Below are 12,249 nucleotides of genomic sequence, written 5' to 3' on the forward strand. Positions count from 1 at the left end.
AGCGATTGATGGTCTTGAACAATTGGCGGGCCAGTTGATGCTGCTCCAGCAGGTGGCGGAAATTCATGATGGTGGTGCGGTCCGGCAAGGCGCTATCCAGGGATAACCGGGCAAACAGACGGATGGAGGCGATTTCGTACAGAGCATCTTCCATCGCGCCATCGCTCAGGTTGTACCAATGCTGCATGCAGTGAATGCGTAGCATGGTCTCCAGCGGATAGGGCCGTCGGCCATTGCCCGCCTTGGGATAAAACGGCTCGATGACAGCGGTCATATTCTGCCATGGCAGGATCTGCTCCATGCGGGAGAGGAAAATCTCTTTTCGGGTCTGACGGCGCTTAGTGCTGAATTCACTATCGGCGAAGGTGAGTTGATGGCTCATGATGTCCCTCTGGGATGCGCTCCGGATGAACATGATGATCTCATATCAGGAACTTGTTCGCACCTTCCCTAAAAATCGTAGGTTGGTGCTGAACGAAGTGAAGCCCAACGTTTACCGCGAAACGTATCTGCAAATTTTTACCGAACGGCCCACTCCATATTTATTTCGCTCTGGTTGACGTGTTCATGTTCGTCTATCGGGCTTTGCTACGCGCAGCGCCAAACTGCAAAAAGCACGCTACCGCCCCTGAATTCCAGCCTCCAGTCTGTTGCTCTTTCTCTGCGGTGTGGCTCTGGTCTGGTTCATGGCTGCTCCGACGAGAGGTGATCCTGCTGGCCATGTTACCGAACGGAGCTTTTTAGGGAAGGGGGAGTGAATGATTTCTCGGGCAAGATCAATAAATTGAGCTGCTTTAATGCTCGCTGCGCATTTGGACGGGGAAATGAACTGCGGGGCTGTCACTCTGTTGAGTGAGGTGTGGTGTAGAAGCCAGGACGAGGGCATCAAGGTTGGGGCAGTGATGGTATGGGCGTACCCATACGGCCAGAACCGCACTTTTCACAAGAGATAAATGGGCCCGCTGCCGGTGACGACAGGGGCCCTTTTTGTTGTTAGCGCACGGTCTTTGGGTCTGGTTTCCTCCTTGAAGGCTTAGCGGGCGAGCAGGGGTTGGTCGCCAGGCAAGGGCGCACTGGCGGCATGGGGGGAGGGGCGTTGCTGAAACTGGCGCACCAGCCGCTCCAGTTCCCCGAGTTGCCGCACCAGCGCCACAACCCCCTGCACTGCATGCTGACTGCCCTGACTGGAGTCATCGGCGAGGCGCTTGATGTTCAGCACGCTGTGGTGGATGTCCTGGGTGACCAGGGATTGCTCCTGCACCGCCTGGGCTATCTGGTTGCTGCCGGCGGTCACCTGCAGCAGGCGATCGCTTATTTGCTGCAGCACGTCGCCGGTGGCGGAGGCCTTGAGGCGGCAACTGGCGGAGAGCTGCTCCCCCTGCGCCATGGCCTGCTGGGCATCGTCGGCGCTGGCCTGCAAGAGGCTTATCATCTGCTGGATCTCGCCGGTGGAGGATTGGGTCTTGATGGCCAGGGTGCGGATTTCGTCCGCCACCACCGAGAAGCCGCGACCGGACTCGCCCGCCCGGGCCGCCTCGATGGCCGCATTGAGGGCCAGCAGGTTGGTCTGGTTGGCGATGTTGTTGATGACGTCCAGGATGCCGTCGATGGCGCGGCACTGGCTGGCCAGCGCCTCTATCACGGCGCGGGAGGTGAGCAGCTCGCCGTGAACCCCTTCCACCGCCGCCACGGTATCGAGCACGCTGCGATTGCCCTCCCGAAACAGCACGGCGGTGTTGTCCAGGCTGTCCGAGGAGGCGCTCGAGCTGTGGGAGACTTCGCGAATGGACGCCGTCATCTCGGTGATGGCGGTCGCGACCTGGTTGGTCTGGGCCTGCTGTTGTTGCAGGTTGCCGGTGATGGACTCGGCATTGTTCAGATCCGTCTGCGCCGCCTGCACGATCTGCTGGCAGGTCTGCTGGGTGCGGGCCAGCACCGCATTGAACTCGGCCTGATTCATCTTCATGGCGAGCTCGACGGCAGCCAGACGATCGACCCGGCCGGTATACAGCAGTTGCATCAAGGGGTTGTCGAAACGGTGGCGGGCCAGGGTCTCCAGCCGGGCGAGGCGCCGGGAGAGGGTCTGGCAGATGACGAGCGCAACCACCAGGGGCAGGGCACCGATGAGCAGAGGCCAGCCCGGGCCGTGCTGATAGCCGAGGGTGACCAGGCTGGCCAGCAGTGCCATCAGGCAGAGGTGGATCCCCAGGGTGTGGCAGCAGGGGGGCAGGCGCAGGGCCCGGGGGGTCTTGCCGCGGCGCATCTCGTCATAGACCCGCTCCGCACGCTGTTTGACCGCGTCGTCCGGCGCCGTGCGCACCGACTGGTACTCCACCACCTTGTCGCTGGGGGTGACGAAGGCGTTGACCCAGTAGTGATCCCCGTTCTTGCAGCGGTTCTTGACCGGGCCCATCCAGCTTTTGCCTTCCCGCAGATGGCGCCACATGTCGGCAAACGCCTGGGGCGGCATGTCGGGGTGGCGGACCAGGTTGTGAGGGGCCCCTTGCAGCTCCTCCAGGGTGAAGCCGGCTATCTGGCAGAACTCGTCGTTGGCATAGGTGATGCGGCTCTCCAGATCCGTGGTGGAGATCAGGTTCTGGTGCGACGGGTAGAGGCGCTCACGCTGGGTAACGGGTTGATTGACTCTCATGGTACTTCCTGCCTGACAGAGGAAAGAGAGTCTGGTTGCAATTCGTACACCAGAGTGCCCAAAAACGCTTAAATTGCGTTCTATATGTCTCTTTTGTGCTCAAAACCCGCAGAGGGGGGAACATGGCCCGGGCTCGCGTCTGCCCCTGCCGTCAGGATTCGCTTTTTGGGAGCCGTTTTGGCAATGGCGTGGCGGGTTTCGCAATTTGGCAAGGCGGGGCCTGGGCCTCCGCCAGCCTCAGGCGGGCAGATCCGGCTCGCTGACCGGGGCCGACATCTGGGTCTCTATCTGCAGGTGGGTGGAGAGCAGGGTCTTCAGATCCTGCAGGTACTCCTCTAAAGGGGGCTCGTCCAGCAGCAGGGCAAGCTCGTTGCCGATGGGGGTGAGCCGGTAATAGAGCAGGGTGAGGTTGCTCTGGCGTTGGCGCAAACGCCAGCGCTGGTTGCCAAAGGCCAGCTCGACCCCGTCGGCGGGCAGGGGACCGGATTCGAGCTCGCCACGGTGCAGCAGCCCGAGATCACACAGCAGCAGCAGGGCGCTGTAGGGCACCCGGTATTTGCCGAGCCCCATCCGGGTGACCTTGGCGCGACTGAGCAGGCTGGCCCCCTTGTGCATGCCCAGCAGCAGACGCTGCTCGTCGCTGCCCTCGTAGTGGCAGGAGAGGGCGCAGATGCGCTGGAACAGCTGGGCTTCGCGCTGGGTCATCTCCTTGAGGGTGTTGAGGGCACGGATGGAGAAGCGGCCCGGGGTGGCGACTTCCAGGGCGAAGATGCGGCCCCACAACTGCTGCATGGGGGTCATGCTGATGTCTTCGGCCAGTTGCAGGAAGCGGGTGAGCCAGTCGCTGTCTATCTCGCCGCCGGCGGCGGTCTCTTCGCAGTGGCGCGCGGCCATCACCATGATGGATTCCAGATTGCGCTGGCGGGTAGCCTGCTCCGCCAACTGGCGAAAGGTGGCGCGCTGCTCGAAGGTGCTGTCGCTGTTGCGGGTGAGCATGCCATCGATGCCGCGGCTGCGGGCCAGGCGCAGGGTCTGCTCCTGGCTGCTCAGGATGGAACTCTCTTTCTTGGGGGGCAGGTCAGCCATGCTGGCTCCGTGATGGCAAGGTCTGGTAGTGAATGTTACTCCAACCAGATCCATGAACAATCCCTTTGCCGGGGTCGTCACGGGATAAAAAAATGGCCTCCCGGGGGAGGCCATCAGGGGCTCACTCTTCGTAGACGCTGACCTCGACCGCGTCCATGGAGTAGGAAGCGGTGGCCATCTCGTGGCTGGAGCTGACGGTGTGCATCTTGCCCTTGACCCAGATGGCGTCCCAGAGGTCATCCACCGGCGCCCCCTTGGGGTAGCTCACGTAGATCACCTGGTTGGTGGGCGGGGGCGGCACGTGAATGCAGGCGCCGAAGTAGGGGACCAGCAGGAAGGCGGTGATGGTCTTGGCATCCCCTTCCAGGGGCACCACGAACCCGGGGATCCGCACCTCCTGATTGTCCAGCTTCTTGTTGACGCCCCCCACCGGCTGGGGCACCGAGGAGAAGTCGCCATCATGGCTGACCTGGGGCGGTGGCAGCAGTTTTTCCCCCTCCGGGATGAGGATATCCCAGTCGATGGTCTTGTAATCTGCAGCCATGGCAGGCAGCACCAGCAGGCTGGCCAGCAGCGCCACTATTTTCCACTTCATCATCTGTTCTTCTCTCTTGGTCGGATGCGTCGGGTCAGACGCGAATGCTCATGCCGTCGCTCAGGCTGTAGCGGTAAGCGCGGGCGGCAGGCAGCAGCCCGATCACCATGCCCGCCAGCCAGACCAGGCCCAGCAGTTGCCACTCATAGGCGCTCGGCAGACCCAGGCTCATTTGCAGGCCATAGTGGCTGAGCAGCCAGGGGCTAGCAAGCCCCTGACCGAGATAGAGCGCGGCCACCCCGAGGGCGATGCCCGCCGTGGTGAGCGCCATCGCCTCCAGCGCCAGCAGCAGGAAGAGGTGGGCAGGGCCCGCCCCCAGCGAGCGCAGAATGGCGAGCTCGCGGCGCCGCTCGTTGAGGCCGGCGAGCAGGGTGGTCAGCATGCCGATGAGGCCCGCCACCACCACGAAGCCCGCGATCACCGACAGGGCGGTCTCCGCCACGCTCATCAGCCCCCAGAGCTCCTGCAGGGCGGCTCCCGGCAGGATGGCCATCAGGGGCTCCCTGGGATAGGTGTTGACGCTGCGCTGCAACTGGAACGCCAGGATCCGGTTGCTCAGCCCCACCATGAAGGCGGTGATGGTCTTGGGGGTGAGATCCAGCGCCATCGCCTGTTCCGGGGTCACGTTCTTGCTGTGACGACCGGTGTCCCAGCCCAGGTGGATCGCCTCTATGCCCGCCAGCGGCACATGAATGGTGCGATCGATGGGGGTGCCGGTGGGGGCCAGGATCCCCACCACCTTGAACGGCATGTTGTCGTGCTGGCTGAACGAGGTGTTGCCGGCGCCATGGGCGATGACGATGGATTGATCCAGGTGATAGCCGAGCTTTTCGGCCACCTGGGCACCCAGCACCGCTTCAAACGGTGTTTCGAAAGGGCGACCTTCGCGCAGGACGAGCGCCTGCTGCTGGCCGTACTTCAGGTGGGTGAAGTAGTCCCCATTGGTGCCGAGCACGCGAAACCCCTTGTGGGAGTCGCCAAGGGAGAGGGGGATGGTCCAGGCGATACCGGGCCTGGCCTTGATGGCCTGGTAGGAGTCCCAGCCCACGTTGTTGGTGGGGTTGCCGATGCGAAACACCGAATAGAGCAGCAGGTTCACCTGGCCGGAGCGGGCGCCGACGATGAGATCGGTGCCGGAGACGGTGTTGGCGAAGCTGTCCCGTGCCTGACTGCGCACCCGCTCCACCCCGAGCAGCAGGGTGACGCTGATGGCGACGGCCAGCAGGGTGAGCCCGGCGGTGAGGCGACGGGCCCAGAGACTTTGCAGGGCGAGTTTCAGCATGAAAGCCTCCGCAGTGAAGGGGAGATGGCCGGATGGGCTGCGAGATGATGGCGTGTGGTCATGCCGCCCTCCGGTTGAGCTGTTGCAGGTTCTCCACCCGGGGGAAGAGGGGCTCCAGATAGGGATCGTGACTGACGAAGACCAGGGTAGACCCCTGCTTGTCGCACTCCTCGAACAGCAGCCGGATGAAGGCGGCCCGGTTGTCGGTGTCCAGGGCCGAGGTGGGCTCGTCGGCTATCACCAGAGGAGGGGAGCCTATGAGGGCGCGGGCGGCGGCAACCCGCTGCTGCTGGCCGATGCTGAGGGCGTGGACGGGGCGATGGAGTGCCTCATCCGGCAGTTGCAGTTCTGCCAGCAGGCGGCGCGCCTCCTGCTCGGGGCTCCCTGCCAGGCGGGCCCGCTTGGCGGGTGAAAAGGTGAGGGCAGCGGTGACGTTGTCCTGCACCGAGAGAAACGGCAGCAGATTGAACTGCTGGAAGATGTACCCCAGATTGGCCGCCCGGAACTGGTCACGGGCGCGGCCGGAAAGCCGGGCCAGGGGCTGGCCCAGCACCTCCAGGGTGCCGTGGTTGGCGGTCTGGATGCCGGCCAGCAACCCGAGCAGGGTGGACTTGCCACAACCCGATGGGCCCTTGATGAAGACGCGCTCACCCTCGTGGATGCGAAGGGCGGGCAGATCGAGGACGGCTTCGTGACCCGGCCAGGCAAAGGCCAGATCACGGATCTCAACCACGGCATGTTTCATGGTGTTACCAGCCCAGTTTGTTGGCGGACGGAGTCAGTTCGGCGGCGGTCTGGCCGGTGGGCAGTATGCCCTGCACGCTCAGCTTCTCCAGGCTCGGGTAGAGGCTGAACAGGGTGGCCTCGAGACCGGTGAGCTTGGCCGGGGTAGCGCAGGTGTAGGTGTACATGGCCCCCATGTCCGCATGGCCCGCGTCGTCGTGATGGTGTTCATCGTGAGCGCCATCAGCCTTGTCGTGCTCGTGCTCGTGCTCGTGCTCGTGCTCGTGCTCATGGTCATGATCTTCCTTGGCTTCCTGCAGCTCTTGCTGGGTCAGCTTGCAGCCGGCGGCCGGGTCGAAACGGAAGAGGGCGTCGGGCTGCTGGAGGCGGGCCACCGCCTTGGCATACTGCGCTTTCTCCTCATCGGTGTTGGCGGCATGCTCGAAGCCCACCAGATCGGCGGCAGGGGCTTGCAACTCGATCATCAGCTGGTTGCCGTCGAGTACCAGGTTGAGGTGACCGTGACCGTGCTCATGGGCACCGTGGCTGTGACTTTCGTGTTCGTCGTGATTGGCCTGGGCGCCGAAGGCGGCAGCGGCCAGCAACAGGGTGACTGCTTTCATCGTTAATCCTTTTGAATAAATAGAGAAAAGATTGGTTCAAAAAAAGAAACAATGAAGGGGCGGCGGGGCGCGGATACGGCGATGTCCCGTGGTGCCGGTGGCCGCCCTCGGTTGGGGAGTGCCGATATACCGGTCGATGCCAGAGGAGAGGGGAGGGAGAACGGGGGTCGGCGTCAGTGCCAGCTTGCCATCCAGATGCAGGACGCAGAGGGTGCAGGCATGACCGTGATCGGGCAGGGCTGCTTCAAGAGGGTGCTGTGCCAGCGCCGGTTGCATCCACAACCAGCCCAGCAGCAACACCCAGATTGTCAGTGTGGAACGACCCATAGACCCTTGTGGAAAGGGCGCCATCAGCGCCCTTCTCTCTGATTCAGAGATGGGACTGGATGAGCCCCATCACCTTGGTTATCTCGGCGGCATCGAGCTGGCCATCTTTGGCAAACAGCACCTTGCCCTCTTTATCCAGCAGTATGATGGCCGAACTTTCCGGGGTAAGCGCCCAGGCGTTGCGGGCCATCCCCTTGGCATCCAGCACCATGGCGGACCAGGGGAACTCCTTCTTGCTGTCCTCGGCACTGCTCTTCACGAAACCGGACGTGCCCCAGATGGCGTCATTGCTGTTGATGATGGTGACGGTCTGGTACTTGTCGTGGGGCAGCTTGGCCGCCTTGATCGCCTCGATCATGGGGGCATTGAGCTCCTTGGCGCTGGAGCGACCCGCGATGTGCTGGATCAGGAAGACCTTGCCGGTCAGGACCTTGCTCTGCCAGGGCTGATAGCTGATCTCCTTCTCCTTGAGCACCAGCTCCCCCTTGTCGCTGATGTTGACCAGCGGCACCTGGGTTGATTCCTTGATGTTGTGGGCCATGACCAGGGTTGGCAGCAGCGCCAGAGTAAGCACGAGATGTTTCATCCGGATGACACTCCTTTGTGATGTTATAACGATTTTTGGGTCGAGGGAATGGGACCCTGAACATCCTAAACTGATCGGATCTGTTTAAAAAGTGTTAAATAATGCAGGGTGCGACGGTGATCTTGTCAACATGGTCGCCATCCCCCCAATGACGGCGGCAAGGATGGCATGTCATCCATCAAAAGCAAGTGATGGTCAGAAGAGGCTAGTAGAGCGGTTCGCTGATCAAGGGAATCTGGGCCATCGTTATCTGCTGGGCCAGCAGGGGAGAACCGGTGAGCAGCACGTGGCGCTGATTGCCGATCACCAGGGTGTCTCCCTCAAGGCCGCTGTCGGCCGTGATGGCGAGCCAGGCCGGCGAGACGCTGCCGATGCTGATGTTCGGATAGATGATGCTGAGGCTGTACTGGGGCGCCAGCTCCGCCAGCAGACTGGCCATGAGCAGCGCCTTCTCGTCGCTGTCGGCCTTGTTGTCCTGCAGGGCCTGCAAGGGCGGAGCGAAGTGGTCCATCTGCTCGGGCGGGGTGGGGATGCCGCTCAGCCACTCCTGCAGCAGGGTGACGCTGGTGGCGAGATCCTTGGCCGAAAACTGCTGTGCCAGGGGTTTGAGGTCTCCCTTGAACTGATAGAACAGCTGGGAGTAGTTGGGGCGCACACAGGGCAGCTTCTGGTTGGCCGGGTGCACGCAGGGCTGGACCCGCATCTCGTAGAAGGCGTCCTCCTGATATTGCCGGTAGGCCTGCCAGAACTGGGCGGATTCGAGGCTGCTGTCGTGCAGGGTAAAGGCCTGTTCCAGGTTGCGGAACTTGGTGGCCGTCTCCGGGCTGTGCTGGTTGATCTGGTTGATGCTGTTGTAGAGGCGCGGACTGATGTAGGAGTAGAGTGTTTCCAGCGGGAAGTTGAGGGCGGTGTCGAGCTGTGTCATCTCGTGACGGCTGGCTGAAAAGGTGCGCTCATCCGCCGTCAATTGCAGGTGCTTTTGCTGACCATCCGCAGATTGCCACTGCCAGCTCAGGTTGATCTCGTTGGCCTGCGCCATGGTGCCGAAGAGCAGACTGCACAGAAAGCCTTGTGCCAGTTTCATGGTGCGCCTCCGCCTGGGTTGATAATAAACAACTAGGTGAGTGACCGGCATTTGGATTGGTCTGGTGACAGATATATTGGTAATTATCTGATCTGACTTTAAATTTAATTCAGGAAATAAGTCATGGGGGAAATCATCATGAAGCTTGTTTCACGGTTTCTGCTGATATTGGTGGCCACGCCGGCGCTGGCGGGGCAGGTCATCGTCAATCAGGGATTGTCCAGCGCGGATACCTTCGCCCTGCGGGATCAGCTGGCCCGGGAGCATGAATGGCAGGAGTGGCTGCGATTCCAGCAGGCCATCAAGTGGCTGGAGGTGCTGCCGGTCAACTGCGATCTGGTGGGAGGTGCCGGTCAGGAATATCGCTGCGGTGATGACTATTACCGCCCCTATCGGCAAAATGGGCGCGACCTCTATATCCAGGGGGATCCCCCCGGAGCGTCCCCGCAACGCCCCATAAAAAAGGCGCCATAAGGCGCCTTTTTTGCGAGGAATACGCTTATTTTGCAGCGTAACGCTCGGCAGAGGTCTTGATTTCGGCTTCGGCAGCGGCCTTGTCGCCCCAACCTTCCACCTTGACCCACTTGCCCGCTTCCAGCTCTTTGTAGCGCTCGAAGAAGTGCTGGATCTGGGCTTTCAGCAGCTCGGGCAGATCGTTCACATCCTGGATGTGATCGTACTGCTTGGTCAGCTTGGAGTGGGGAACGGCCACGATCTTGGCGTCTTCGCCAGATTCGTCGGTCATCTTCAGCACGCCGACCGGGCGGCAGCGGATGACGGAGCCGGCCAGCAGCGGGTAGGGAGTCGGAACCAGCACGTCGACCGGATCCCCGTCCAGGGACAGGGTGGCGTTCACGTAACCGTAGTTGCACGGGTAGAACATCGGGGTGGACATGAAACGGTCAACGAAGATGGCGCCGCTGTCCTTGTCGACTTCGTATTTGATCGGGTCGGCGTTCTGCGGGATTTCGATGATGACGTAGATGTCGTCAGGCAGGCTCTTGCCGGCCGGTACCAGGTTCAGGCTCATGACGTTTCCTTTGAGTGTTGGAGTCAAGTTTGCAGGCCGACATTATAGCGATGTCCCGTCAAATGACCATATTTCAAGGGCCGGGTGGCGTGCTGGAGGGTGGCTTTTACCTGCGCTTGCCCGATTTCTGTCGTCTGCGGGCGCGGATGCCTTCGCTCCCCATGGGCGCGGCTTGTGCCACCGGGTCAACAGACCCTAGAATGCGCACTCCCTTTACTGGAAAAGGCAGCGGTATGCACATTCACATTCTCGGGATCTGCGGCACCTTCATGGGTGGTCTGGCGGTGTTGGCAAAACAGCTTGGCTATCGGGTGACCGGCTCCGACGCCAACGTCTATCCCCCCATGAGCACCCAGCTCGAGCAACAGGGCATCGAACTGACCGAAGGCTACGACCCCTCCCAGCTCGATCCGGCGCCGGATCTGGTGGTGATCGGCAATGCCATGAGCCGTGGCAACCCCTGTGTGGAATATGTGCTGGACCGCAATCTGCCCTATATCTCCGGCCCCCAGTGGCTGCTGGAGCACGTGCTGAAAGATCGCTGGGTGCTGGCCGTCGCGGGCACCCATGGCAAGACCACCACCGCCAGCATGCTGGCCTGGGTGCTGGAGTATGCCAAGCTGGAACCCGGTTTCCTCATCGGCGGCGTGCCGGGCAACTTCCCGGTTTCCGCCCGTCTCGGCTCGGCTCCCTTCTTTGTGATTGAAGCGGACGAATATGACTGCGCCTTCTTCGACAAGCGATCCAAGTTTGTCCACTATCACCCGCGCACCCTGGTGATGAACAACCTGGAGTTCGACCACGCGGACATCTTCCCGGATCTCGCCGCCATCCAGCGCCAGTTCCACCACCTGATGCGCACCGTGCCGAGCAACGGCCGGGTGCTCTTCCCCAAAGGCGATGACAACCTTACCGCCGTGCGCGAGATGGGCTGCTGGAGCGAGGTGGAGCTGGTGGGTCAGGACGACGCCAAGTGGAAGGCGGTCAAGCTGGCGGACGACGGCTCCGCCTTCGAGGTGTGGCTGGATGGGGTCAAGCAGGGGGAGGTGCACTGGGAGTGCATCGGAGAGCACAACGTCAACAACGGTCTGATGGCCATCGCCGCCGCCCGTCATGCCGGTGTCATGGTGGAGCACGGGATCAACGCCCTCTGCCAGTTCAAGTCCCCCAAGCGGCGCATGGAGCTGAAAGGGGAAGTGGCCGGCATCAGCGTCTACGATGACTTCGCCCACCACCCCACCGCCATCGAGACCACCCTGGGCGGACTGCGCGCCAAGGTGGGCAAGGCTCGCATCCTGGCGGTGCTGGAGCCCCGCTCCAACACCATGAAGCTCGGGGTTCACAAGGAGGAGCTGGCCGGTTGCTTCGACGGTGCCGACGAAGTGTTCTTCTTCCAGCCCCCCAACATCGGCTGGGATCTGGGGGAGGTGACGGCCCACATGACCCGGCCTGCCCGGGTATTCGAGGCCCTTGACGCCCTGATTGGCGCCCTGGTGGCCGAGAGCCGCCCAGGGGATCATATTCTGATCATGAGCAACGGCGGGTTCGGCGGCATTCACGACAAGCTGATCGCCCGCCTCAAGGAGCAGCAGAGCACATCATGAACAAGGCCATCACTCTGGCGCTGACCGGCGCCTCCGGCGCTCCCTATGCCCTGCGCCTGCTGGAATGCCTGGTGCAGGCGGACTATCGGGTCTTCCTGCTCGCCTCCTCGGCGGCCAGGGTTGTGCTCAAGACCGAGCAGCAGCAGGATTGGCCGGGCTCCCCCAGGGAGCTGTCGGCGTACCTCTGTCGCCATTATGGTGCCAAAGAGGGTCAGATCGTCGCCTGCGGCAAGGAGGAGTGGTTCTCGCCGGTGGCTTCCGGCTCGGCGGCCCCCAAACAGATGGTGGTCTGCCCCTGCTCCATGGGCACCGTCTCGGCCATTGCCAACGGCACCTCGGACAACCTGCTGGAGCGGGCGGCGGACGTGGTGATCAAGGAGCGGGGCCAGCTGATTCTGGTTCCCCGGGAGAGCCCCTTCTCGGCGATCCATCTGGAGAACATGCTCAAGCTTGCCCGTCTTGGTGTGACCATCATGCCGGCGGCGCCAGGGTTCTACCATGAACCCAAAAGCATCGAGGATCTGGTGGACTTCATGGTCGCCCGCATCCTCGACCACCTGGGTGTTGAGCATGAGTTGACCAGTCGCTGGGGTTATGCAAACCACTGATACGGCGGGGAGCGGACAAAAAAGCGGCGCCGGGCTGTAAAGCCCGGCGCC

The 12,249-nt window shown here is 62.2% G+C and carries 14 protein-coding genes; 3 read left to right on the forward strand and 11 right to left on the reverse strand.

Features of this window, described 5'->3' with window-relative positions; genetic code table 11:
• The 10 genes from ACNPAA_RS15700 to ACNPAA_RS15745 form a co-directional block, all read right to left on the reverse strand.
• A partial coding sequence (locus tag ACNPAA_RS15700) for a transposase (protein WP_135681578.1) occupies nucleotides 1-382 on the reverse strand: 382 nt, incomplete at its 3' end.
• 651 nt (nucleotides 383-1,033) lie between these two features.
• Nucleotides 1,034-2,650 (reverse strand): PAS domain-containing methyl-accepting chemotaxis protein, encoded by a 1,617-nt coding sequence (locus ACNPAA_RS15705; protein WP_113979156.1) that lies wholly within the window; start codon nucleotides 2,648-2,650, stop codon nucleotides 1,034-1,036.
• A 237-nt stretch (nucleotides 2,651-2,887) separates the two neighbouring features.
• Complete coding sequence (locus tag ACNPAA_RS15710) at nucleotides 2,888-3,736, reverse strand: TIGR03899 family protein (RefSeq protein ID WP_069784204.1); 849 nt, start codon at nucleotides 3,734-3,736, stop codon at nucleotides 2,888-2,890.
• 121 nt (nucleotides 3,737-3,857) lie between these two features.
• Nucleotides 3,858-4,334 (reverse strand): DUF3299 domain-containing protein, encoded by a 477-nt coding sequence (locus ACNPAA_RS15715; protein WP_010675589.1) that lies wholly within the window; start codon nucleotides 4,332-4,334, stop codon nucleotides 3,858-3,860.
• A gap of 31 nt (nucleotides 4,335-4,365) precedes the next feature.
• Nucleotides 4,366-5,613 carry an ABC transporter permease gene (locus ACNPAA_RS15720; protein WP_039040840.1) on the reverse strand — a complete coding sequence of 416 codons (1,248 nt, stop codon included), beginning with the start codon at nucleotides 5,611-5,613 and terminating at the stop codon, nucleotides 4,366-4,368.
• Between the two features lie 58 nt (nucleotides 5,614-5,671).
• Nucleotides 5,672-6,358, reverse strand: a complete 687-nt coding sequence (locus ACNPAA_RS15725; RefSeq protein ID WP_139737276.1) for an ABC transporter ATP-binding protein — start codon at nucleotides 6,356-6,358, stop codon at nucleotides 5,672-5,674.
• Between the two features lie 4 nt (nucleotides 6,359-6,362).
• Nucleotides 6,363-6,959 carry a DUF2796 domain-containing protein gene (locus tag ACNPAA_RS15730; RefSeq protein WP_161470260.1) on the reverse strand — a complete coding sequence of 199 codons (597 nt, stop codon included), beginning with the start codon at nucleotides 6,957-6,959 and terminating at the stop codon, nucleotides 6,363-6,365.
• Nucleotides 6,960-6,995: 36 nt separating this feature from the next.
• Entirely contained in the window at nucleotides 6,996-7,286 is a 291-nt protein-coding gene (locus ACNPAA_RS15735; RefSeq protein WP_080768013.1) for a hypothetical protein, read from the reverse strand.
• Nucleotides 7,287-7,329: 43 nt separating this feature from the next.
• A complete protein-coding gene (locus ACNPAA_RS15740; protein ID WP_010675585.1) occupies nucleotides 7,330-7,872 on the reverse strand; it encodes a YtfJ family protein in 543 nt (180 codons plus the stop codon).
• A gap of 205 nt (nucleotides 7,873-8,077) precedes the next feature.
• The gene (locus tag ACNPAA_RS15745; protein WP_161470259.1) at nucleotides 8,078-8,956 is read right to left on the reverse strand and encodes a hypothetical protein; all 879 of its coding nucleotides are present in this window, start codon (nucleotides 8,954-8,956) and stop codon (nucleotides 8,078-8,080) included.
• 123 nt (nucleotides 8,957-9,079) lie between these two features.
• Here ACNPAA_RS15745 and ACNPAA_RS15750 point away from each other — a divergent pair, with 123 nt between their 5' ends.
• The gene (locus ACNPAA_RS15750; protein WP_010675583.1) at nucleotides 9,080-9,430 is read left to right on the forward strand and encodes a hypothetical protein; all 351 of its coding nucleotides are present in this window, start codon (nucleotides 9,080-9,082) and stop codon (nucleotides 9,428-9,430) included.
• Nucleotides 9,431-9,455: 25 nt separating this feature from the next.
• On the opposite strand, the gene ppa is transcribed toward ACNPAA_RS15750, so the two are convergent.
• A complete protein-coding gene (gene ppa, locus ACNPAA_RS15755; protein ID WP_005335667.1) occupies nucleotides 9,456-9,986 on the reverse strand; it encodes an inorganic diphosphatase in 531 nt (176 codons plus the stop codon).
• 233 nt (nucleotides 9,987-10,219) lie between these two features.
• On the opposite strand from ppa, the gene mpl reads away from it, so the two are divergent.
• On the forward strand, nucleotides 10,220-11,590 hold the full coding sequence (gene mpl, locus ACNPAA_RS15760) for a UDP-N-acetylmuramate:L-alanyl-gamma-D-glutamyl-meso-diaminopimelate ligase (protein ID WP_417891858.1): 1,371 nt from the start codon (nucleotides 10,220-10,222) through the stop codon (nucleotides 11,588-11,590).
• The gene (locus tag ACNPAA_RS15765) at nucleotides 11,587-12,198 is read left to right on the forward strand and encodes a flavin prenyltransferase UbiX (protein ID WP_042864976.1); all 612 of its coding nucleotides are present in this window, start codon (nucleotides 11,587-11,589) and stop codon (nucleotides 12,196-12,198) included. The genes mpl and ACNPAA_RS15765 overlap by 4 nt, the downstream gene beginning before the upstream one ends.
• Nucleotides 12,199-12,249 lie beyond the last annotated feature (51 nt).

The sequence above is a fragment of the Aeromonas sp. PS2Canimalfood6 genome, assembly GCF_048276795.1.
Taxonomy (GTDB): domain Bacteria; phylum Pseudomonadota; class Gammaproteobacteria; order Enterobacterales; family Aeromonadaceae; genus Aeromonas; species Aeromonas caviae.